This is a genomic window from Pseudomonas sp. BF-R-01, assembly GCF_019946615.1.
GTDB lineage: Bacteria > Pseudomonadota > Gammaproteobacteria > Pseudomonadales > Pseudomonadaceae > Aquipseudomonas > Aquipseudomonas migulae.
The window spans coordinates 1-23,879 of record NZ_JAGYFX010000051.1 but is presented as its reverse complement, the minus strand read 5'-3'; the positions used below and the strand labels follow the sequence as shown (position 1 = coordinate 23,879).

Genomic DNA, 23,879 nt, shown 5'->3' with positions numbered 1-23,879 from the left:
TACACCGTGGTGATGCGATCGCCAGCAAGCCGGCTCCTACAGGTATTGCGTGAATCAGGAACCGATGTAGGAGGTCTTCACAACCGTGTAGAACTCTTGCGCGTAGCGACCTTGCTCGCGGGAACCATAGGATGAACCTTTACGCCCACCGAATGGAACGTGGTAATCCACGCCCGCCGTTGGCAGGTTGACCATCACCATCCCGGCCTGGGAGTGGCGTTTGAAGTGGTTGGCGTACTTCAGCGACGTGGTGGCGATGCCCGCCGACAGACCGAATTCGGTGTCGTTGGCCATGGCCAGTGCAGCGTCGTAATCCGCCACGCGAACGATGTTGGCCACCGGGCCGAAGATCTCTTCGCGGCTGATACGCATCGCAGCTTCGCTGTCGGCAAACAGCGTAGGCGCGAGGTAGTAGCCTTCGGTGTCGCAGGTCACCAGACCGCCGCCGCTGACCAGACGTGCACCTTCGGACTGGCCGATGTCGATGTACTTCATGTCCTGTTCAAGCTGAGCTTGCGAGACCACCGGACCGATGTCGGTGCCGGTTTTCAGCGCGTGGCCAACCTTGATCGACTTCATGCGCTCGGCCATGGCTTCGACGAACTTGTCGTGGATGCCGGCAGTGACGATGAAGCGGCTGGAAGCGGTGCAACGCTGGCCGGTGGAGTAGAACGCGCTCTGTACCGACAGTTCGACCGCTTGCTTGAGGTCGGCGTCGTCGAGGATGATCTGCGGGTTCTTGCCACCCATTTCCAGCTGAACCTTGGCCTGGCGCGACACGCAGCTGACGGCGATCTGACGACCGACACCGACGGAACCGGTGAAGCTGATGCCATCGACTTTCGGGCTCTGAACCATTGCATCGCCAACCACGCGACCGCTGCCCATCACCAGGTTGAACACGCCGGCCGGGAAGCCTGCGCGGGAGATGATTTCAGCCAGCGCCCAGGCGCACCCCGGCACCAGATCCGCCGGTTTCAGCACGACGCAGTTGCCGTAGGCCAGGGCCGGGGCGATTTTCCACGCAGGGATGGCGATCGGGAAGTTCCACGGGGTGATCAGGCCAACCACGCCCAAGGCTTCGCGAGTGACTTCGACGTTGACGCCCGGACGTACCGACGGCAAGTAGTCGCCGGACAGACGCAGGGTTTCACCGGCGAAGAACTTGAAGATGTTACCGGCGCGGGTCACTTCGCCGATGGCTTCAGGCAGGGTCTTGCCCTCTTCCCGAGCCAGCAAGGTGCCGAGTTCTTCGCGGCGAGCGAGGATTTCAGTACCGACTTTATCCAGCGAGTCGTGGCGGGCCTGAATGCCCGAGGTCGACCAGGCCGGGAACGCAGCGCGAGCGGCGTCGATGGCGGCGTGGACCTGGGCCAGATCAGCCTTGGCGTATTCACCGATGGTGTCGGTCAGTTCAGACGGGTTGATGTTGGCGCAGTATTCACTGCCGGCAACCCATTCACCGTTGATGTAGTTATCGAAACGCTTTGTATCAGCCACAACAATTCTCCTCACGCAAAAGGCCGCTGATTGCTCAGCGGCCTTGTTTAATCGGGTGTGTTACTGCGCACCTTGCTTGTCGATCAGCGCGGCGAGCATTTCGTACTCTTCGCCGGTCAGATCGGTCAGCGGCGCACGCACAGGACCTGCGTCATAGCCGGCAATTTTTGCACCCGCCTTGACGATGCTCACCGCGTAACCGGATTTGCGGTTACGGATGTCCAGGTACGGCAGGAAGAAGTCGTCGATGATCTTGCCGACGGTGGCGTGATCTTCGCGAGCGATGGCGTGGTAGAAATCCATCGCGGTTTTCGGGATGAAGTTGAACACCGCCGAGGAGTAAACCGGTACGCCCAAGGCCTTGTAGGCAGCGGCGTAGACTTCGGCGGTCGGCAAACCACCCAGGTAGCTGAAGCGATCGCCGAGGCGACGACGGATCGACACCATCAACTCGATATCGCCCAGGCCATCCTTGTAGCCGATCAGGTTCGGGCAGCGTTCGGCCAGGCGTTCCAGCAGCGGCGCGGTCAGGCGGCAGACGTTACGGTTGTAAACCACCACGCCGATCTTCACCGATTTGCACACGGCTTCAACGTGGGCGGCAACGCCGTCCTGGCTGGCTTCGGTCAGGTAGTGCGGCAGCAGCAACAGGCCTTTGGCGCCCAGACGCTCGGCTTCCTGTGCATATTCGATGGCTTGACGGGTCGAACCGCCAACGCCGGCCAGAATCGGCACGCTGGTTTCGCAGGTGTCGACGGCAGTCTTGATGATTTCCGAATATTCGCTGGCCGCCAGGGAGAAGAACTCACCGGTGCCGCCTGCGGCGAACAAAGCCGAGGCGCCGTATGGGGCCAGCCATTCGAGACGCTTGATGTAGCCCGCGCGATTGAAGTCGCCCTGAGCATTGAAATCGGTAACCGGGAAAGACAACAGACCGGAAGAGAGGATGGACTTCAGTTCTTGTGGATTCATTATTCGAACACCCTGGGTAGCAACGTTTGTTTATGTGTGTGTGAGAAAACCGTTCAGCCTGCGCCGAAGTTGTAGGTCATCGTACAACTTAAAAAACAACCGTCAACTGCATTTCATCGCCGCACCCAAAATTTATGCGTCGGAAAAGTATTTTCTTGACGTAGGAAAGATCTCCTCTATGCTCTGAATAACTGTATATACATACAGTTATCTTGAAACATACCGACGACATATCAAGGAGATAGAAATGTCAGGTCTACACACAAAAACTCAGGAAAAACCAAAACAGGTCATTGCCGGTCTGGATGATCTGTTCACCGAGAACGGCATCGCCATTACGGGTAATGACCATCTGGTCCTGCGCCTCGACGAGCACCAAACCGACACCCACCAGCCATCCGCCCCTGCATCCGGCAACGCCTTGAAAGGCAAGCCACAGCTGAGGTTCGAGGGTGGTGAACACACCGCCATCGGCGACAACACGCTGCTGCGTTTCGCCAAAGATGCACCGGCGATAACGGCCTCGCAGGTCGAGTTGCATTTGCCTAACGGCCTGGCCCTGACGTATGGGCAGGTTGTTGCACTGGGCGGTGATTTCTATGGAATCCCGGACAAACCGGTCAGCGAAGGCGCAACCGCTGCCGACCGGATCCAGCGCTTTACCGAGGCCTTCAATTCCCTGGCGGTGCTGCCGGCGTCAAATGCCGAAGCGAAGCTGATCCTCGGCGTCATGCAGAAGGAAATCGCCGCGGTTAAACAGGCGATAAAGGACGGCAAACAGCCCCACGAGGCGTATGACGCATTGGGTGATACGTTGTCGGAAGAGTGGAACAAGATCACCGGCGGCGGCAGTTTCGTCTCGGCCCTGTATCCATTGGGCCGCTACCTGAAACTGGCCGCCAACAACGCTGACCACTTCGCCGAGTGGGCACTGCTGGCCTACATCGCCGGGCATACGGCGGCATTGCAACAAGCGGTGGTCGCCCACAACAGTGGCGATGACGCGTCGCTGGAACTGGCTTACGCGATGAACGCTTTCGCCGATCACTACCTGACCGACCTGTTTTCCGCCGGCCACCTGCGGGTGCCGCGCAAACAGTTGGCAGCGGTGGTCACGCCGAGTGACCTGGGCTCGTTGATTACCCGCTTCATGCACGACGAAGACAGCAAGTTCGGCCTCAATGTGCGCAACGGTGACGGCGTTCAATGGCATGCGTATGGCGACAAGCGCTACTTCGATGCAATCGACAGCGCCAATCGCGCCCAGGTCAATCTAGCGGTCCAGGTGTCGGCGGATGAAATTTTCGCGACGTACCTCAGCGGCATCGCTCCGTCGCCCGGCAGTTTCGCGGCATTGAAAAAACTGCCTGATCTGCAAGCGGTACTGAACCCGACGGGCAATTTCTCGCCGCTGTTCAAGGTCGAGGGCAACAAGGTGTTGCGGCGCAAGGACGTCAATAACCTGAATGACACCGCCACCGTCGATGACTGGTGGGGCTGGAGCACTTACCTGCTGCTCAAGGACTACAACCCGACTGGCAACGTGGCCTGATAAGGAGATCGATGATGACTATCAAACTGAAACTGGAATTGGCTTCGGGCGATTCGCTGAAGGGTGCGCCGCTGGAATTGCTGGCTGATGGCAAGGCCATTGCCAAAGCGGTGGTGGGTAAGCATGGGGAAGTGGTGTTCGATGCCAAGCCCGGTGCAGGTCGGTTGGCGGTGAGGGTGGATCGTTCGATTCTTCGTGCTGGCTGACGCTGTGGTGTAACGGCCGCAGGACTCATCGCCAGCAAGCCGGCTCCTACAGGATTGTCGTCGTACACAAAATTTGCGTACGACACAGTTCCTGTAGGAGCCGGCTTGCCGGCGATGGCGGTCTCTCGGACAACCCGTAACCCGGGTTGAAATATTAACCCCGCTGCGCCTCAGCCTCTTCATGCGCATGACGCAACCGCTCGCGGCTGTTCGTCAGATGCAAGCGCATCGCCGCCCGCGCCGCATCGGAATCCTGGCGTGCGATCGCATCGTAAATCTCTTCGTGCTCACGGCTCAGGCGACTCATGTAGTGCTGTTGGTCGTCATGGGCCAGGCGTGCCGAGTTCAGGCGCGTACGCGGAATGATGCTGGTGCCCAGGTGGGTCATGATGTCGGTGAAGTAGCGGTTGCCGGTCGACAGCGCGATTTGCAGGTGGAACTGGAAGTCCGAGGCCACGGCATCGCTGGCGTGGGCCGCGCTTTCGTTCAAGGCGTCCAGGGCGGCGCGCATCAACGCCAACTGCTCAGGGCTGCGACGTTGCGCAGCAAGCCCCGCGGATTCCACTTCGAGGCTGATACGCAGCTCCAGAATCGCCAGCACATCACGCAGCGTCACCACCGTCGCCGGGTCGATACGGAAACCACTCGGGCTCGGTGTATCGAGCACGAAGGTGCCGATGCCGTGGCGGGTTTCCACCTGCCCGGCCGCCTGCAAACGGGAAATCGCCTCGCGCACCACGGTGCGGCTGACGCCATGGGCATCCATGATCGCCGACTCGGTGGGCAATTTGTCGCCGCGCTTGAGGTGACCATCGCGGATCTGCTCGGACAGCACCGTCACCAATTCCTGTGCGAGGCTGCGGCGCTTGCGAGGGAGGCGTGGTGCGTCGATCGGGTTTTCCATGGTGAACGTCTGTCTCGAAAAATTCGGCTGAAACCGCATCATAGCTCAACGCGGTTGTACGATCACCATCACCCCTTTGTAGGAGCGAGCGGTGCGGCGATCCGACTTGCCCGCGAAGGCCGTTACGCGGATTGTAATTAAGACCGCGTCATCGTTCTTCGCGGGCAAGTCGGATCGCCGCACCGCTCGCTCCTACAGGGATTGTGGTGATTATGCGGTTACGGTCTGGTCCACCAGATGGCCGTTGTCGATGCGCACATGCCGTGGATGGAAGCGTTTCAGGCTGCTGCGGTGCCCGACGCTGACAATGCTGAGCCCCGGAATCTCATCGATCAACGCCTGATACAGCGAAGCTTCATCCTCTTCATCCATCGCTGAAGTCGCTTCGTCCATGTACAGCCATTGCGGTGCATAAAGCAGCGCACGGGCAAAGGCCAGACGTTGCTGTTCGCCCGGCGAAAGCATGCGTTGCCAGTGATTCGCTTCATCCAGGCGCGAAACCAGGTGTGGCAAACGACAGGTTTCCAGCACATGTACGTAGCGTTCCTGCGGATAGGTCTCGCCAGGCTGTGGATAACTCAGCACCTCACGCAGCGTGCCAATCGGCAGATAAGGCTTTTGCGGCAGGAACAAATAGCGCGCCGCCGGCAGACGAATGCTGCCATGGCCTGTTGGCCACAAATGCCCCATCGCTCGCAGCAACGTGGACTTGCCGCTGCCGGAACGGCCGCTGAGCATCACACGCTCGCCCTCCTCCACGGTCATGTCGGCATTGGTCAGCAGATGCCGACCGTCCGCCAGATCGAGGCCCAGGTTGTGAATCTTCAACCCATTACCCTGATTCTGTACGTCGATGGCCGGCGCGCGCTCTTCGTTGTCGGTCATGGCCTGACGGAAACTCAGCAGACGATCACAAGTGGCACGCCATGAGGCGAGGTTCTGGTACGCACTGATAAACCAGCTGAAACTCTCCTGCACATTGCCGAACGCCGAACTGATTTGCATCAGATCACCGAGTTCGATCTTGCCAGCGAAATAACGTGGGGCCGCGACCATGAACGGAAAGATGATGGCGGCCTGTTGGTAACCTGCGGTAAAGAACGTCAGACGCTTGGACACCTTCATGATGTCCCAGAAGTTGTGCCAGACCAGCCCGAAGCGGTGGCTCAAGCGACGATTTTCATTGGGTTCGCCGTTGTACAGCGCAATAGTCTCGGCATTTTCGCGAACCCGTACCATGGAGAAACGCAGGTCGGCTTCAAAGCGTTGTTGTTGGTTGTTCAGGCCGATCAGGCGACGACCGATCAGATGCGTCAGCCAGCTACCGATCACGGCATACACCAGCACACACCAGAACATGTAGCCGGGGATGGTGAAACCGAACACTTCGATACTGCCCGACACGCCCCACAGAATGATCGAGAACGACACCAGGCTGACAATGTTGCGCAGCAAACCGATGCCCAGTTCCAGGGTATTGGAGGTGAAGTTGTTGAGGTCTTCGGAAATCCGCTGGTCCGGGTTATCGGTGTAACCGCCCTGCTCCAGCTGGTAGTAATTCTTGTTGCCGAGCCAGCGGGCGAAATGCTTTTCCGTGAGCCAGGCACGCCAGCGGATGGTCAGCATCTGCGTCAGATAGAGCCGGTAAACGGCACCGATGATCGCCACCGCCGCAATCCCGCAGAAATACAGAATCAGCTGCCAGAACGCGGCTTCGTCCTTCTTCTGCAGAGCGTTGTAGAAGTCCTTGTACCAGGTGTTGAACCACACCGAGAGCCCCACGCTGATCAACGACAACGCGATCACCGCGATCAGTAGTGTCCAGGCCTTGACCTTCTCTTCGCTTTGCCAATAAGGCGTGATCATCGCCCAGACTTTGCGAAAAAACTGCCCGCGCACGGCATCGTTGACCGCGGAATATTCAGCGTTCTGATTCATGGAAAAGGCTCGATAAAGAAAAGAACACGCACGAACCGATCATAGATGATCGGCTCGGTTTGTCGCGAGGCGCGGCCGGCATTTGTTCAGCGCAGGTTCAGCGACGAACGGGACGCTTTTGCAGTTTGCGCTGCAGCGTACGGCGGTGCATGCCCAAGGCGCGGGCAGTGGCGGAGATGTTGCCTTCGTGTTCGGTCAACACGCGCTGGATGTGTTCCCATTGCAAGCGGTCCACCGACATCGGGTTTTCCGGCACCAGGGAGTCGAGGTCAGCGTGCTCGGAGAGCAGCGCAGCAAGGACATCATCGGCATCCGCCGGTTTGCACAGGTAGTTGCAGGCACCGCGCTTGATCGCTTCGACAGCGGTGGCAATGCTCGAGTAACCGGTGAGGATCACCACGCGCATCTCCGGGTCGAGTTCGAGCAGTTTTGGCAGCAACACCAGGCCGGAATCGCCGTCCATTTTCAGGTCCAGCGCGGCGTAATCCGGGATATCGGCCTGGGCGATGGTCAGGCCTTCTTCGGCGGAGCCGGCGGTGCTGACGCGAAAACCACGGCGAGCCATGGCGCGCGCCATCACGCGGGTGAACGTGGCGTCGTCATCTACCAGCAGCAAATGCGGCAGTTCTTCGCCTTCGACTTGGATCTCTTCACTCATGTTCGTCTCCTCGGGCGACACGGGGCAGGCGCAGCTCGGTGAGCGTACCGCCTTCCTCATGACTGTAGAGTTTCACTGAGCCGCCGGCGCGTGTCACGCTGGCCTTGCTCAAAAACAGGCCCAGGCCGAAACCTTTGCCCTTGGTGGTAAAAAACGGTTTGCCGATCTGTTCGGCAATGGCCAGCGGCACACCGGCGCCGTGGTCGCGAATGCTGATGGTCAAGTCCTCGGCATTCCAGTCCAGCGTCACTTGCAGCCCTTCGGGGCATGCATCAGCGGCGTTGTTCAACAAATTCAGCAGCGCCTGGGTCAGGTCCGGAGGCGGCGCCATGCGTGGCACGGTGCCTTGGCCCAGGCGCTGGAAGCGGTAACTGGCTTCCGGGCGCATCAAGTGCCAGCGGTTCAGCGCTTCGTCGAGCCAATCGGTGACGTCCTGCATCTCCACAGCCAAGCGGCGATTGGCCTCGGCGGCGCGCACCAGTTGCTGCAAGGTTTCTTTGCAGAGTTTGACCTGATCCTGCAGCACGCTGAGGTCGTCCTGCAACATCGGATCGTGATGGTCCCGGCGCATTTCCTTGAGCAGCACGCTCATGGTCGCCAGCGGCGTGCCCAGTTCATGGGCGGCACCGGCGGCCTCAGTCGCGACGGCCAGCAATTGCTGATCACGCAGGCCTTCTTCGCGACGGATGGCGCGCAGCTCTTCCTGCCGGCGCAGCTCCTCGGCCATGCGCGCGGCGAAGAAGGTAATCACCGCAGCAGCCAGGGCGAAGCTCAGCCACATCCCGTAGACCTGCAGGTTTTCCCGGGCAATCGGGAAGGTTTGCAGCGGATAGAAACCCGCCAGCAACAAGGTGTACATCGCCAGGGCGATGCCCGACAGAATCACCGAATAACGCCATGGCAACGTCACGGCGGCGATGGTCAGCGGCACCAGGTAATAAGAGACGAAGGGGTTGGTCGAGCCGCCGGAGAAATACAGCAAGGCGCTGTGGATAAACAGGTCGCAGGCCAGTTGCACGGCGTATTCAAGCTCAGTAACCGGCCAGGAGGTACGCAGCCGAATCGCCGTGAACGCGCACAGCAACATAGAGCAACCGAGGGTCGCGGCCAGTTGAAACCAAGGCAGCGGCAGCAAGTCGAGCCAGTAGGCCAGGCCCACGGAACCGGCCTGAGCGGCCAACACCAATGTGCGGATGAATGTCAGCCGCCAGAGATTCTGACGAGTTGCGGAAGTGATTTGAACGGGGGCGAGCATGAGCTCTCCTGATGAGCGCTCCAGGCAGATCGCACGGAGTATAACCAAGCACGGGGGCTGACAGGCAAAAGTGCGGCAAACGGCCACATGGCAGGAATGTCAGCCGCGTCTATAAGGCCGCCTTCGCGGGCAAGTCGGATCGCCGCCCGCTCGCTCCTACAGGAGAATGCATTCTGGCGTAGGAGCGAGGCTTGCCCGCGAAGGCCGCGACGCGGTCAACCATCTGTATAGAAGTTGTAACTGTGCGAACCGGATCATTAAAGCTAGAGTCTGATGGTTTCACGCAGGCTCGGACCTAACCCCTGCGCATCGTCCAAGGAGTTTTCATGCACACTTTCCGCCGCAGCGCCGCCCTTCTCGCCCTCAGCGTTGGCACCGTCGCCAGCCTCCCGGCCCTGGCCGCCGACGAGCTGCATTACAACCAGATTTCCCTGCGCGCCGAAGTCAGTCAGGAAGTTGCCCGCGACCTGATGATCGTGACTCTCTACACCGAAGAACAAAATACCGACCCGGCCAAACTCGCGGCCGATGTCAGCACCACCATGAACAAAGCGCTGGCCCAGGCCAAGCAAGTCAAAGACATCACCCTGCGCCAGGGCAGCCGCAACAGCTACCCGATCTACGACACCAAGGGCCAGAAAATCACTGGCTGGCGCGAACGCGCCGAACTGCGCCTGGAAAGCTCCGACTTCGCCGCCCTGTCGAAACTGACCGGCGAACTGCTCACCGACCTGAAAATGGGCGGCATGGACTTCGCCATCGCCACACCAACCCGCAAGGCCAGCGAAGACGCCCTGCTCAAAGACGCCGTGACCGCCTTCAAGGCCCGTGCACAACTGGCGACTGACGCGCTGGGTGGCAAGGGTTACAAAATCGTCAACCTGAACCTGAACAGCAACGGTTATCCACAACCGTACATGCGTGGGCCGATGATGATGAAAGCGGCCAGCATGGATGCCGCACCGGTTACGCCGGAAGTTGAAGCCGGCACCAGCCAGGTCAGCATGACGGCGGATGGGTCGATTGAAGTATTGATGCCTTGATTCGATAACCCGTACACAGAAACGGCGATCACCGGAGTGATCGCCGTTTTTTATGGCCCCGGAAAATCGACGCCACCCGATCCTGTAGGAGCCGGCTTGCTGGCGAAAAATTCCGGATTTTGCGGCGCTGTTTCGGACGCCATCGTCGGAACGCCGCCCGCAGCAAGCCGGCTCTTACAAAGGGCGTATTACATCCGCGAAATCAGGTCGTCTGACAGGCCGCCATCGCCGGCAAGCCGGCTCCTACAAAGGTTCGGGTACATCCGCGAAATCGGGTCGGCTGGAAGGCCGCCATCGCCGGCAAGCCGGCTCCTACAAAGGGCGTATTACATACGCGAAATCGGGTCGGCTGGAAGGCCGCCATCGCCGGCAAGCCGGCTCTTACAAAGGGCGTATTACATCCGCGAAATCAGGTCGTCTGACAGGCCGCCATCGCCGGCAAGCCGGCTCCTACAAAGGGCGTATTACATCCGCGAAATCAGGTCGGCTGACAGGCCGCCATCGCCGGCAAGCCGGCTCCTACAAAGGGCGTGGTACATCCGCGAAATCAGGTCGGCTGACAGGCCGCCATCGCCGGCAAGCCGGCTCCTACAAAAGCAGGTCGGCGTACACCCGCTTCTCACCACTCATCAGGCCGAGCGTTAGCTCGCCTGCAGCTTTTGATTTTGATCTGCCCGCCCCTTCGGGAGGCCGAGTGGAGGTTCTGCGCAGTGGGCAGCCCGGCATGGATGCCGGGCTAGCCGCCCCCGGCCATGGATGGCCGATGGCGGCGGGCCCACGGAGCAGGACCGGAGCGAGGGAACGCCGAGCCTTAGCGAGGGGCCGGACGCTGGGGCGAAGCGTTTTGCTTACTTTTGGGCGTCTGCAAAAGTGAGTCGCCGTAAGGGCGAAACCGTAAGTGGCCGTTACCGCAGGAATGGATATGTACACCTGAAGGAATATGGTCGGCCATAAGGCCGCCATCGCCAGCAAGCTGGCTCCTACATTTTGAACGGTGTACATCCAGCCGACCAAGTCCGGCAACCAGCCTGAATATACCGAGATAGAGGGGTCCCCCTCACAAACGGATATTTCCGCCCACCCCGTCTACGACGCTACCCTGAGGAAAACACAGCGACCCAAACCCCCGGGGACTCCATGGAAAGAACCACCGTCAAACCACTCCTGCTCGCCCTAGCCCTCGCAACAACCGCCCCCTTCGCACAAGCCGCCACCACCCTGGTCTACTGCTCCGAAGCCAGCCCCGCCGGCTTCGACCCCAGCCAATACACCAGCGGCACCGACTTCGACGCCTCGGCCGAAACCGTCTTCAACCGCCTCACCCAATTCAAACGCGGCGGCACCGAAGTCGAACCCGGGCTGGCGACAAACTGGGACGTGTCAAAAGACGGCCTCACCTACACCTTCCACCTGCGCGACGGCGTGAAATTCCACACCACCGACTATTTCACCCCGACCCGCGACTTCAACGCCGACGACGTGCTGTTCACCTTCCAGCGCCTGCTCGACCCGGAGAATGCGTTCCGCAAAGCCTATCCCGCCGAGTCCCCGTACTTCACCGATATGGACCTGAACAAAACGATCAAGAGCGTCGACAAAATCGACGAGCACACCGTGCGCTTCAGCCTGAACAACATCGACGCCGCCTTCATCCAGAACCTGGCGATGAGTTTCGCTTCGGTGCAATCCGCCGAGTACGGCGCGCAATTGTTAAAGGAAGGCAAAGCGGCCGACATCAACCAGAAACCCGTCGGCACCGGCCCGTTCGTGTTCAAGCGCTATCAAAAGGACTCGCAGATCCGCTACGTCGCCAACAAGGCGTACTGGAAACCCGAGGATGTGAAAATCGACAACCTGGTGTTCTCGATCACCCCGGACGCCGCCGTGCGCTTGCAGAAACTCAAGGCCGGCGAGTGCCAGGTCAGCGGTTACCCGCGCCCGGCCGACATCGAGGTGATGGAGAAAGACCCGAACCTGCGCGTGCTCAAGCAGGCCGGGTTCAACCTCGGCTTCCTGGCCTACAACGTGACACACCCGCCACTGGACCAGCTCAAGGTGCGTCAGGCCCTGGACATGGCGATCGACAAACCGGCGATCATCAAGGCTGTCTACCAGAGTGCCGGGCAACTGGCGCAAAACGCCTTGCCTCCCGCGCAATGGTCGTATGACCCGAGTATCAAGGACGCTTCCTACGACCCGACAAAAGCCCGGGCGCTACTGAAAGAAGCAGGGGTTGCACCCGGTACCACCATTAATTTGTGGGCCATGACCGTGCAGCGTGCCTCCAACCCCAATGCGCGGATGTCGGCACAGATGATCCAGCAGGATTGGGAGAAGGTCGGCATCAAGGCCAACATCGTCAGCTATGAATGGGGCGAGTACATCAAGCGCGCCAAGAACGGCGAACACGACGCGATGATCTACGGCTGGACCGGCGACAACGGCGACCCCGACAACTGGCTCGGCGTGCTCTACAGCTGCGCGGCCGTGAAGGGCAGCAACTACGCCAAGTGGTGCGACCCGGCCTACGACAAACTCGTCCAGCAAGCCAAGGTGTCCACGGACAAACAGCAGCGGGTGAAACTGTATCAACAGGCCCAACAAATCCTCAAGCAACAGGTCCCTATCACGCCGATCGCCAACTCGACGGTGTTCCAGCCGCTGCGCAAGGAAGTCACCGACTTCAAGATCAGCCCGTTCGGCCTCACACCCTTCTATGGTGTGGGTATAAATAAGTAACACCGCGCGCCAACCGGGTGCGCCCAGCGCCCCGGTTGCCCTTCGTCAGTGCGTGGTTTGCACCGAAAAAAATACACGCAAACGGTCAAATGCGCGTCAATTTATACATATGCGACATTAAGGTACGTTCGTGCCACTGTTTAAGGCTTGTGGCCATTCAACATCTTGCATTGGGTATGGCCCCTGCATAAGTATCCGCAGGCACGACTCACGAGGTCGTCCTCAAATTCAAAAATGACAACAAATCATGAGGCCACCATGCTTAAACACGCGGTCATTCCGTTTTTAGTCGGCGCCAGCTTGTTAGCTGCCGCACCTTTCGCCCAAGCGGCGACTAACCTGGTGTTCTGCTCCGAAGGGAGCCCGGCCGGTTTTGATCCTGGTCAGTACACCACCGGAACCGACTTCGACGCCTCTGCCGAAACCATGTTCAACCGTCTGACTCAGTTCGAGCGCGGCGGCACCGCCGTTATTCCTGGTCTGGCGACCAAGTGGGACATCTCCGATGATGGCCTGACTTACACCTTCCACCTGCGTGAAGGCGTCAAGTTCCACACTACCCCGTACTTCAAGCCGACTCGCGAGTTCAACGCCGACGACGTGCTGTTCACCTTTAATCGCATGATTAACAAGGATGATCCGTTCCGTAAGGCGTACCCGACCGAATTCCCGTACTTCACCGACATGGGGATGGACACCAACATCACCAAGATCGATAAAGTCGACGACCACACCGTCAAGTTCACCCTCAAAGAAGTAGATGCCGCGTTCATCCAGAACATGGCCATGAGCTTCGCCTCGGTGCAGTCCGCCGAGTACGCAGCCCAGCTGCTCAAGGAAGGCAAAGCCGCCGACATCAACCAGAAGCCGGTCGGCACTGGTCCGTTCGTGTTCAAGAGCTACCAGAAAGACTCCAACATCCGCTACACCGGGAACAAGGACTACTGGAAGCCTGACGACGTCAAGATCGACAACCTGATCTTCGCCATCACCACCGACCCGTCGGTGCGTATCCAGAAGCTGAAAAAGGGCGAGTGCCAGATCACTCTGTTCCCGCGTCCGGCCGACCTGAAGGCGCTGAAAGAAGACAAAACCCTGAAAGTGCCTGACCAGGCCGGTTTCAACCTGGGTTACATCGCCTACAACGTGATGGACAAGATCAAGGGTGACGACAAGCCGAACCCGATGGCCCAACTGAAAGTGCGTCAGGCACTGGACATGGCCGTCAACAAACAACAGATCATCGACTCGGTTTACCAGGGTGCAGGTCAAAAGGCCGTCAACGCCATGCCGCCGACCCAGTGGTCTTACGACACCACCATCGTGGATGCTCCGTACAACCCTGAGAAAGCCAAGGAGCTGCTCAAGGAAGCCGGTGTGAAGGAAGGCACCGAAATCGTTCTATGGGCAATGCCGGTGCAGCGTCCGTACAACCCGAACGCCAAGCTGATGGCAGAAATGCTGCAGTCCGACTGGGCGAAGATCGGTATCAAGGCCAAAATCCAGAGCTACGAATGGGGCGAGTACATCAAGCGCTCCAAAGGCGGCGAAAACGGCGCGATGCTGATTGGCTGGAGCGGCGACAACGGTGACCCGGACAACTGGCTGAACGTGCTGTTCGGCTGCGACTCGCTGCAAGGCAACAACTTCTCCAAGTGGTGCGACAAGAAGTTCGACGGCATCGTCAAAGAAGCCAAGCGCACGACCGACCAGGGCAAGCGCACCGAACTGTACAAGCAGGCGCAACACGTCCTCAAAGACGCTGTTCCAATGACACCTATCGCTCACTCGACGGTGTTCCAACCCATGCGCAACGAAGTGCAGGATTTCAAGATCAGCCCATTCGGCTTGAACTCCTTCTACGGCGTTAGCGTCAGCAAATAAGATTTGGCAACGGCGACGTTTTTGACGTCGCCGTTGCTTTTTCTACCGAGAAAGCAGGAAACAACCTACATCCTATTCCGCTGAGCATTACAGCTGCGGCGTCGGACGCGTTGCCCTTTCCTACGAGTCTTTAGGACTCTACGCATTTACTGCCAGACTCGCGGCTCTTACCGTCGGGTTCTGACCAGTGCACGCGTGGGCTCTCGGTTATTGCTGCACGTCATGGCTTGAGATCAGTGACGCCTCCACGTCCCCGGACGGGACAGCGGCGCATTGAAAACACTTAGCGAAAGAGAAAAGGGAGCGTCATGCGCCATACCTTGGTTTTATCCGCATTGCTGGGCACCGGCCTGCTGGCCGCCACTTCCATCAGCCAGGCCGCCAACAACAGCCTGGTGTTCTGCTCCGAAGGCAGCCCGGCTGGCTTCGACACCGCGCAGTACACGACCGCGACCGATAACGACGCCGCCGAGCCGTTGTACAACCGATTGGCAGAATTCGAAAAAGGCGCCACCAACGTCGTACCAGGCCTGGCAAAGAGCTGGGATATTTCCGAAGACGGCCTCAAGTACACCTTTCACCTGCGCGAAGGGGTGAAATTTCATACGACCAAGTACTTCACGCCGAGCCGTGATTTCAACGCCGATGACGTGCTGTTCACCTTCAATCGCATGCTCGATCCGCAGCAACCTTTCCGTAAGGCTTATCCAACCGAGTTCCCGTATTTCAACGGGATGAGCCTGAACAAGAACATCGCCAAGGTCGAAAAGACCGGGCCGCTGACCGTGGTCATGACGCTCAACAGCGTGGACGCCGCGTTCATCCAGAACATCGCCATGAGCTTCGCTGCCATCCTGTCCGCCGAATACGCCGACAAGCTGCTGGCCGAAGGCAAGCCGAGCGACATCAACCAGAAGCCGATCGGCACCGGGCCGTTCGTGTTCAAGAGCTACCAGAAAGACTCCAACATCCGTTACAGCGGCAACAAGCAGTACTGGGACCCGAGCCGGGTCAAGCTCGACAACCTGATTTTCGCCATCAACACCGACGCCTCGGTGCGGGTGCAGAAACTCAAGGCCAACGAGTGCCAGATCACCCTGCACCCACGTCCCGCCGATGTCGAAGCGCTGAAGAACGACGCGAATCTCAAGCTCATCGAAAAGCCTGGCTTCAACCTCGGCTACATCGCCTACAACGTGCGCCACAAACCATTCGACCAGCTCGAAGTGCGCCAGGCGCTGGACATGGCGGTGAACAAGCAAAGCATTCTCAACGCCGTTTACCAAGGTGCCGGTCAACTGGCGCAAAACGCCATGCCGCCGACCCAATGGTCCTACGACGAGACCATTAAAGACGCCGCCTACAACCCGGAAAAAGCCAAGGAACTGCTCAAGGCTGCCGGCGTGAAAGAAGGCACCGAAATTACCCTGTGGGCGATGCCGGTTCAGCGTCCCTACAACCCCAACGCCAAGTTGATGGCCGAGATGCTCCAGGCTGACTGGGCGAAGATCGGTCTCAAAGTGAAGATCGTCAGCTACGAATGGGGCGAGTACATCAAGCGCACCAAGAATGGCGAGCACGACATCAGCCTGATTGGCTGGACCGGTGACAATGGGGACCCGGACAACTGGCTCGGCACGCTTTACAGCTGCGACGCCATTGGCGGCAACAACTACTCCCAATGGTGTGATCCGGCTTACGACAAGCTGATCAAGCAGGCCAAGGTCGTCACCGACCGCGACCAGCGCACCGTGCTTTACAAACAGGCTCAGCAGTTGCTCAAGCAGCAAGTGCCGATCACGCCTGTCGCTCACTCGACGGTCAACCAGCCGTTAAGCGCCAAAGTCGAAGGATTCAAGGTGAGTCCTTTCGGCCGCAACGTGTTCTCGGGCGTCAGTATCGACAAATAACCGATTAGCCAAAAAACGCTGGGGGCGGATTCCGCCCTCACGCAAGCGTATTGCCGTTATTTGCCGATCAGGCCGACAGCAAACGTTTGCGAAGCCTTGTATGAGTTCCAAAACCAATAGCCGGATCACAAAAAAAGACCGGTATAAAAAAAGAAAGAAAGGAGCTTCACCCATGAAACTGAGCAGCATGGCGTTATTGGCCCTGGCCATCAGCAGCGTTACCGCCACGGCCTACGCTGAGTCCCAGAGTCAGGCTTTCACACCGGTCACCGTCAAGGAAAAGAGCGCCCAAAGCGAAGCCACCGGCTTTGTTGAAGGGCAATCGGTCACCGGCTCCACGCGTAACTGGTATGCGAATGAGTCGTTCAAGCGGGGTGCGACGCTCAACTATCGTAATAATGGTGAGACTCACACGACTGACCGCCGCATCAACTGGGTGCAAGGCACGATCATCAAGTACAACTCGGGCTTCACCGAAGGCACTGTAGGCTTCAGCACCGAAATCGCCGCCTACAACGCCATTGCCCTGGACCGTGACCGTAAAGACCTCGCGTCCGGCAACGGCGGTGCGCCTGAGCCAGGTCGCTCCGGCCGTGGTAACAACCGTACGCTGACTGAAAATGGCGGTGACGCTGTTGATCAGTGGAGCAAACTGGGCCTGGCCAACGTCAAGGCACGCGTCTCCAACACCACACTGACGGCTGGTCGCCAGAATTTCAGCAGCCCGCAAGTGGATGTCATCGGTAACCGTCCCCTGCCTTCGAGCTTCGAAGGTGTGACCCTGCACAGCGAAGAGCTGGAAAACCTCTCCTTCGACCTCGGCACCTTCGACCGTAACTCGCCGCGTACCGAACAGAGCCAGCGCAAGTTCCGTTCCGAATACGGCGACGGCACAGCCGAAGCGGATCACGTCAACACCGCCGGTATCACCTACCAGCCGTTCGCCAGCCTGACCACCAGCCTGTGGGGCACCCAGGCGGAAGACCTGTGGAACCAGTACTACTTCGGCGCCAGCCATGTGTTGGGCGACAGCTCGATCCTGAGCCTGACCACCGGCCTGAACTACTACAAAACCGTCGACGAAGGTAAAGCCAAGCTCGGCCAGATCGACAACGACACCTACTCCCTGTCGTTCGGCCTGACCCACCAGGCTCACAGCCTGACCTTCTCGTACCAGGAAGTGAACGGTAACGAGTACTTCGACTACCTGCACGAAACCAACGGCATCTACCTGGCCAACTCCCTGTTGTCGGACTTCAACGGCCCGAACGAGAAATCCTTCCAGGTCGCCTACGGCCTGAACATGGCTGAATACGGCGTTCCAGGCCTGAAGTTCAACATCTACCAGGCGCGCGGCTGGGGCATCGACGGTACTCACTACAACAGCACCGGCTACGGCGACGTGAAGGGAATGGACGGCGAGCACCATTACGAATACGGCATCGGTGCTTCGTACGCCGTGCAGAGTGGCCCGCTCAAGGCGACCGCGATCCGCGCGACCTACACCGCTCACCGCGCCAGCGAAAACCAGGCGGATGGCAGCCTCAACGAGTTCCGTCTCGTGACCACCATCCCGTTCAACGTTCTGTAATGCACCCGCCGAACGGCTGATTCAGTGACGAATCTACCGTTCGGCTTTTGTCCTTAACTGATTGCAGAGGGCTCTTGATGAAAATGCTTCCCCTACGTGCGGCCATCGCTGCCGCGTTGCTGAGTGTTGCCGTTGGCGTCTCGGCCAAACCCTTGGTGGTTTGCACCGAAGCCAGTCCGGAAGGCTTCGACATGGTTCAATACACGACTGCAGTCACAGCCGATGCGGTGGCCGAAACCATCTTCAACCGCCTGGCGGACTTCAAGCCCGGTACCACCGAAGTGATTCCGGCACTGGCCGAGTCCTGGGACATCAGCGAAGACGGCCTGACCTACACGTTCCACCTGCGCAAAGGCGTCAAGTTTCACACCACCGAATACTTCAAGCCGACCCGCGACATGAACGCCGACGACGTGGTCTGGAGCTTCCAGCGTCAACTGGACCCGAATCACCCGTGGCACAAACTGTCGAGCGTGGGCTTCCCGTACTTTGAAAGCATGGGCTTCAAGGAACTGCTGAAAAGCGTCGAGAAAGTTGACGACAACACGGTCAAATTCACCCTGACCCGTCGCGAAGCGCCGTTCCTGGCCGACATCGCCATGGCCTTCTCCTCGATTTACCCTGCCGAGTACGCCGACCAGCTGCTCAAGACGAACAAGACCGGCGACCTCAACAACAAACCGGTCGGCACCGGCCCGTTCGTTTTCCAGCGTTACGCCAAGGACGCTCAGGTTCGCTTCAAGGCCAACCCGGACTACTTCCGTGGCAAGCCGCCGGCTGACTCGTTGATCCTGGCCATCGCCACCGACAACAACGTGCGCCTGCAAAAGCTCAAGGCCAACGAGTGCCAGGTTGCGCTGTATCCGAAGCCGGATGACATCCCGAGCATCAAGAAAGACGCCAAACTGAGCGTCGATGAACTGAACGCGATGACCGTTTCGTACATCGCCATGAACACCACGCACAAGTACATGAGCGACGTGCGGGTGCGCAAAGCCATCGACATCGCCTTCGATAAAGAGGCTTATGTCAACGCGCTGTTTGGTAAAGGCAATGCGACAGTGGCGGTCAACCCGTTCCCGGACACGCTGCTGGGCTACAACCACAGCCTGAAAAACCCTGCCCGTGATCTGGACAGGGCCCGCGCCCTGCTCAAGGAAGCCGGCGTACCGGAAGGCACCACCTTCACCCTGTTCACCCGTAACGGTGGCGGCCCGACCAACCCGAACCCGATGCTCGGCGCGCAGATGATGCAGGCTGACCTGGCCAAGGTCGGGATCAAGATCGACATTCGCGTGATGGAATGGGGCGAAATGCTCAAACGCGCGAAAAACGGCGAGCACGACATGGTTTCCGCCGGATGGGCGGGTGATAACGGCGACCCGGATAACTTCCTGACGCCTATGCTCAGTTGCGAAGCCGCGAAGAACGGCGAAAACTATGCACGCTGGTGCAATGACAAGTTCCAGGCGCTGATCGACCAGGCTCGCGAAAAAACCGATCCGGCCGAGCGGGCAGCGCTGTACGAGCAGGCCCAGGTTATTTTTAACCAGGACCAGCCATGGATCAGCATGGCGCACACTAGAATGTTCACCGCTATGCGCAACAACGTAGAGGGCTATCACATTAGCCCCCTCACCACTAATAACTTCGCCACCACCCAGGTGAAGTAGATAAGAAAACTCCCGGTGTCCCTGACTCCAGGGACACCGGGCACGCCTAACCGGCTGATGAGGTACACCAGAAGATGTTTAGTTTTATTGCCCGCCGATTGGGGTTATTGATCCCCACGTTCTTCGGCATCACCTTGCTGACTTTCGCGTTGATTCGCATGATTCCAGGCGACCCCGTGGAAGTAATGATGGGCGAACGACGAGTCGACCCCGAAATGCATGCTCAGGCAATGGAACGCCTAGGTCTGAACAAACCGCTGTATGCCCAATACCTGGATTACATCGGCAAACTGGCTCACGGCGATCTCGGCGAATCCCTGCGTACCCGTGAAAGCGTGTGGAGCGAGTTCAGCTCTCTATTCCCCGCGACCCTGGAACTGTCCATGGCCGCCCTGTTGTTCGCCGGTATCCTGGGCCTTCTGGCCGGGGTGATCGCGGCACTCAAGCGAGGATCCCTGTTCGACCATGGGGTGATGGGCATCTCCCTGGCGGGATATTCGATGCCGATCTTCTGGTGGGGCCTGATCCTGATAATGTTCTTCTCGGTGTCCCTGGGCTGGACCCCGGTGTCCGGGCGGATCGACTTGCTCTATGACATCGAGCCGCGCACCGGCTTCATGCTCATCGACACGCTGCTGGCCGATGACGTCGGTGCGTTCCTCGATGCCCTGCATCACCTGATCCTGCCGGCCATCGTGCTCGGCACCATCCCGCTGGCGGTGATTGCGCGGATGACCCGTTCTTCGATGCTCGAAGTGCTGCGTGAAGACTACATCCGGACCGCCAAGGCCAAAGGCCTGTCGCCGTCGCGCGTAGTGTTCGTACACGGCCTGCGCAACGCACTGATTCCGGTACTGACAGTAGTCGGCCTGCAAGTCGGCACATTGCTGGCCGGTGCGGTCCTGACCGAAACCATCTTCTCGTGGCCCGGCATCGGCAAATGGCTGATCGAAGCCATTGGCGCACGGGATTATCCCGTGGTGCAAAACGGCATCCTGTTAATCGCCTGCCTGGTGATTCTGGTGAACTTCATCGTGGACATCCTCTACGGCTTCGCCAACCCACGCATCCGTCACCAGCGCTGAGATCATGACCATGACCACTCCAGCTTCAACTGCAAATCAAGCGGTAACAGTCGATCAAAGCCTGCTGTACCCGTCCCCGTACAAAGAATTCTGGCAAGCGTTCTCCAAGAACAAAGGCGCCGTCGCCGGCCTGATGTTCATGTTGCTGGTGATCTTCTGCGCGATCTTCGCGCCGTGGGTCGCGCCGCATAACCCGAGCGAGCAATACCGTGACTTCCTGCTGACCCCGCCGTCCTGGCTGGAAGGCGGGCAAATCCAGTTCCTGCTCGGCACCGATGAACTGGGCCGCGACCTGCTGTCGCGCCTGATCAACGGTTCGCGCCTGTCCCTGCTGATCGGCTTGTCGTCGGTGGTGATGTCGCTGATTCCGGGCATCCTGCTCGGTCTGTTCGCCGGCTTCTTCCCGCGCATCCTTGGCCCGACCATCATGCGTCTGATGGACATCATGCTGGCCCTGCCCTCGCTGCTGCTGGCCGTGGCGATTGTCGCCATCCTCGGCCCTGGCCTGATCAACACCATCATTGCCATCGCCGTGGTTTCGTTGCCGTCCTATGTTCGTCTGACCCGCGCCGCGGTGATGGGCGAGTTGAACCGCGACTACGTGACCGCCGCGCGTCTGGCCGGTGCCGGTCTGCCACGCCTGATGTTCGTCACCGTGCTGCCCAACTGCATGGCGCCGCTGATCGTTCAGGCCACCCTGAGTTTCTCCTCGGCGATTCTCGATGCCGCAGCCCTTGGCTTCCTGGGCCTTGGCGTACAACCGCCAACCCCTGAGTGGGGCACCATGCTGGCTTCGGCTCGCGACTACATCGAACGCGCCTGGTGGGTAGTAAGTCTGCCTGGTTTGACCATTTTGCTCAGCGTGCTGGCAATCAACTTGATGGGCGACGGCCTGCGCGATGCGCTGGACCCGAAACTCAAGAACGCCGCCTGAGGAGATTCAAATGTCACTGTTAGAAATCAAGAATCTCAACGTTCGCTTCGGCGACAAGAACGCCGTTCCGGTGGTCGACGGGCTCGACATTTCCGTGGACAAAGGCGAAGTGCTGGCCATCGTTGGCGAGTCGGGTTCGGGTAAATCCGTGACCATGATGGCGCTGATGGGCCTGATCGAGCATCCGGGGATCGTCACCGCCGACGCCCTGAATTTCGACGGCAAGAACATGCTCAAGCTCAGCAACCGTCAGCGTCGGCAAATCGTCGGCAAAGACCTGGCCATGGTCTTCCAGGACCCGATGACCGCGCTGAACCCGAGCTACACCGTGGGTTTCCAGATCGAAGAAGTGCTGCGCCTGCACCTGAAAATGTCCGGCAAGCAAGCGCGCAAACGCGCCATCGAACTGTTGGAAAAAGTGGAAATCCCGGGCGCCGCCAGCCGTATGGACGCCTACCCGCATCAACTGTCCGGCGGTATGAGCCAGCGTGTTGCGATCGCCATGGCGATTGCCGGCGAGCCCAAACTGCTGATCGCCGACGAACCGACCACAGCTTTGGACGTGACGATTCAGGCGCAGATCATGGACCTGCTGCTGGCGTTGCAGAAAGAGCAGAACATGGGCCTGGTGCTGATCACTCACGACCTCGCGGTCGTGGCCGAAACCGCCCAGCGTGTGTGCGTGATGTACGCCGGCCAGGCCGTAGAAGTCGGTCATGTGCCACAACTGTTCGACATTCCGGCGCACCCGTACAGCGAAGCGCTGCTCAAGGCGATTCCGGAACACAGCCTCGGCGCCTCACGCCTGTCGACATTGCCGGGCATCGTTCCCGGTCGTTACGACCGTCCGCAAGGCTGCCTGCTGTCGCCGCGCTGCCCGTATGTGCAGGACAGCTGCCGTGCGCAGCGTCCGACCCTTGACCCGAAAAGCAACAGCCTCGCCCGCTGCTTCTACCCGCTGAACCAGGAGGTGGCGTAATGGCCGTCGTACTTACCGCCCGCGACCTCACCCGTCACTACGAAGTGTCCCGCGGCCTGTTCAAGGGCCATGCGACCGTACGCGCCCTGAACGGTGTGTCGTTCGAACTGGAAGCCGGCAAGACCCTCGCTGTCGTGGGCGAATCCGGTTGCGGCAAATCCACCCTGGCCCGCGCCCTGACGCTGATCGAAGAGCCGTCTTCCGGCTCCTTGAAAATCGCCGGGCAGGAAGTCGCCGGTGCTGACAAGGCTCAACGCAAACAACTGCGCAAAGACGTGCAGATGGTGTTCCAGAGCCCGTACGCCTCGTTGAACCCTCGGCAGAAAGTCGGTGATCAACTCGCCGAGCCGCTGCTGATCAACACCAGCCTCAGCGCAGCCGAGCGTCGCGAAAAAGTGCAGGCGATGATGAAGCAGGTGGGTCTGCGCCCTGAGCATTACCAGCGCTATCCGCACATGTTCTCCGGCGGTCAGCGCCAGCGGATCGCCCTCGCCCGCGCCATGATGCTGCAGCCTAAAGTGCTGGTCGCGGACGAACCGACCTCGGCGCTGGACGTGTCGATCCAGGCGCAGGTGCTGAACCTGTTCATGGACCTGCAGCAAGAGTTCAACACCGCCTACGTGTTCATCTCGCACAACCTGGCCGTGGTGCAACACGTTGCCGATGACGTGATGGTGATGTACCTCGGTCGCCCGGTGGAAATGGGCCCGAAGAACGACATCTACGAGCGTCCGCTGCACCCGTACACCCAGGCGTTGCTGTCGGCCACACCGACCATTCACCCGGACCCGAACAAGCCGAAGATCAAGATCGTCGGCGAGTTGCCCAACCCGTTGAACCCGCCGTCGGGCTGCGCTTTCCACAAGCGTTGCCCGTACGCGACCGACCGTTGCAAAACCGAAGAGCCAGCCCTGCGCCCTCTGGATAATCGGCAGGTAGCTTGCCACTACGCCGAGCAATTCCTCGACGGCGCGGCGTAACAGCGGGCTGAAAAACCTGTAGGAGCGAGCCTGCTCGCGATGGAGTGTCAGCCAACACGGCTGTTACTGATACTCC

18 protein-coding genes are annotated in these 23,879 nt (G+C 59.5%); 12 read left to right on the top strand and 6 right to left on the bottom strand.

Going from position 1 to position 23,879, the window contains the following annotated elements; translation table 11 throughout:
• Positions 1 to 54: 54 nt before the first annotated feature.
• Both KGB27_RS19035 and kdgD read right to left on the bottom strand, forming a co-directional pair.
• On the bottom strand, positions 55 to 1,500 hold the full coding sequence (locus tag KGB27_RS19035) for an aldehyde dehydrogenase family protein (RefSeq protein ID WP_008026857.1): 1,446 nt from the start codon (positions 1,498 to 1,500) through the stop codon (positions 55 to 57).
• A gap of 60 nt (positions 1,501 to 1,560) precedes the next feature.
• The gene (kdgD, locus tag KGB27_RS19030) at positions 1,561 to 2,472 is read right to left on the bottom strand and encodes a 5-dehydro-4-deoxyglucarate dehydratase (RefSeq protein ID WP_008026855.1); all 912 of its coding nucleotides are present in this window, start codon (positions 2,470 to 2,472) and stop codon (positions 1,561 to 1,563) included.
• A gap of 247 nt (positions 2,473 to 2,719) precedes the next feature.
• Between kdgD and KGB27_RS19025 the strand changes: the two genes are divergently transcribed.
• Both KGB27_RS19025 and KGB27_RS19020 read left to right on the top strand, forming a co-directional pair.
• Positions 2,720 to 4,024, top strand: a complete 1,305-nt coding sequence (locus KGB27_RS19025; protein ID WP_223555764.1) for a phospholipase — start codon at positions 2,720 to 2,722, stop codon at positions 4,022 to 4,024.
• A gap of 14 nt (positions 4,025 to 4,038) precedes the next feature.
• Complete coding sequence (locus KGB27_RS19020; protein ID WP_223555761.1) at positions 4,039 to 4,230, top strand: hypothetical protein; 192 nt, start codon at positions 4,039 to 4,041, stop codon at positions 4,228 to 4,230.
• Positions 4,231 to 4,384: 154 nt separating this feature from the next.
• On the opposite strand, the gene KGB27_RS19015 is transcribed toward KGB27_RS19020, so the two are convergent.
• From KGB27_RS19015 to KGB27_RS19000, 4 genes are all read right to left on the bottom strand, one after another.
• Complete coding sequence (locus KGB27_RS19015) at positions 4,385 to 5,134, bottom strand: FadR/GntR family transcriptional regulator (protein ID WP_031318393.1); 750 nt, start codon at positions 5,132 to 5,134, stop codon at positions 4,385 to 4,387.
• Between the two features lie 210 nt (positions 5,135 to 5,344).
• Positions 5,345 to 7,072 (bottom strand): ABC transporter ATP-binding protein/permease, encoded by a 1,728-nt coding sequence (locus KGB27_RS19010; protein WP_008037437.1) that lies wholly within the window; start codon positions 7,070 to 7,072, stop codon positions 5,345 to 5,347.
• A 97-nt stretch (positions 7,073 to 7,169) separates the two neighbouring features.
• Complete coding sequence (locus KGB27_RS19005; protein ID WP_008026845.1) at positions 7,170 to 7,730, bottom strand: response regulator transcription factor; 561 nt, start codon at positions 7,728 to 7,730, stop codon at positions 7,170 to 7,172.
• Positions 7,723 to 8,985, bottom strand: coding sequence for an ATP-binding protein (locus tag KGB27_RS19000; protein WP_008037438.1), 1,263 nt, complete (start codon positions 8,983 to 8,985; stop codon positions 7,723 to 7,725). Before KGB27_RS19000 ends, KGB27_RS19005 begins: the two co-directional genes overlap by 8 nt.
• Positions 8,986 to 9,311: 326 nt before the next feature.
• Between KGB27_RS19000 and KGB27_RS18995 the strand changes: the two genes are divergently transcribed.
• From KGB27_RS18995 to KGB27_RS18950, 10 genes are all read left to right on the top strand, one after another.
• Positions 9,312 to 10,028, top strand: coding sequence for an SIMPL domain-containing protein (locus KGB27_RS18995; protein WP_192417392.1), 717 nt, complete (start codon positions 9,312 to 9,314; stop codon positions 10,026 to 10,028).
• A gap of 1,137 nt (positions 10,029 to 11,165) precedes the next feature.
• Positions 11,166 to 12,767, top strand: coding sequence for an ABC transporter substrate-binding protein (locus KGB27_RS18990; protein ID WP_223434788.1), 1,602 nt, complete (start codon positions 11,166 to 11,168; stop codon positions 12,765 to 12,767).
• Between the two features lie 258 nt (positions 12,768 to 13,025).
• A complete protein-coding gene (locus KGB27_RS18985; RefSeq protein ID WP_008036270.1) occupies positions 13,026 to 14,651 on the top strand; it encodes an ABC transporter substrate-binding protein in 1,626 nt (541 codons plus the stop codon).
• A 308-nt stretch (positions 14,652 to 14,959) separates the two neighbouring features.
• Positions 14,960 to 16,561: an ABC transporter substrate-binding protein gene (locus KGB27_RS18980; RefSeq protein WP_223555760.1), complete on the top strand. Its 1,602-nt coding sequence runs from the start codon at positions 14,960 to 14,962 to the stop codon at positions 16,559 to 16,561.
• Positions 16,562 to 16,733: 172 nt separating this feature from the next.
• Positions 16,734 to 18,152, top strand: a complete 1,419-nt coding sequence (locus KGB27_RS18975) for an OprD family porin (protein ID WP_223555759.1) — start codon at positions 16,734 to 16,736, stop codon at positions 18,150 to 18,152.
• Between the two features lie 77 nt (positions 18,153 to 18,229).
• On the top strand, positions 18,230 to 19,825 hold the full coding sequence (locus KGB27_RS18970) for an ABC transporter substrate-binding protein (protein ID WP_008036266.1): 1,596 nt from the start codon (positions 18,230 to 18,232) through the stop codon (positions 19,823 to 19,825).
• Between the two features lie 74 nt (positions 19,826 to 19,899).
• Positions 19,900 to 20,910 (top strand): ABC transporter permease subunit, encoded by a 1,011-nt coding sequence (locus KGB27_RS18965; RefSeq protein WP_008024401.1) that lies wholly within the window; start codon positions 19,900 to 19,902, stop codon positions 20,908 to 20,910.
• A 10-nt stretch (positions 20,911 to 20,920) separates the two neighbouring features.
• Positions 20,921 to 21,844 (top strand): ABC transporter permease subunit, encoded by a 924-nt coding sequence (locus tag KGB27_RS18960; protein ID WP_223450660.1) that lies wholly within the window; start codon positions 20,921 to 20,923, stop codon positions 21,842 to 21,844.
• 10 nt (positions 21,845 to 21,854) lie between these two features.
• Positions 21,855 to 22,823 (top strand): ABC transporter ATP-binding protein, encoded by a 969-nt coding sequence (locus KGB27_RS18955; protein WP_008036265.1) that lies wholly within the window; start codon positions 21,855 to 21,857, stop codon positions 22,821 to 22,823.
• On the top strand, positions 22,823 to 23,803 hold the full coding sequence (locus KGB27_RS18950; RefSeq protein WP_008024408.1) for a peptide ABC transporter ATP-binding protein: 981 nt from the start codon (positions 22,823 to 22,825) through the stop codon (positions 23,801 to 23,803). Before KGB27_RS18955 ends, KGB27_RS18950 begins: the two co-directional genes overlap by 1 nt.
• The last annotated feature ends 76 nt before the right edge of the window (positions 23,804 to 23,879 follow it).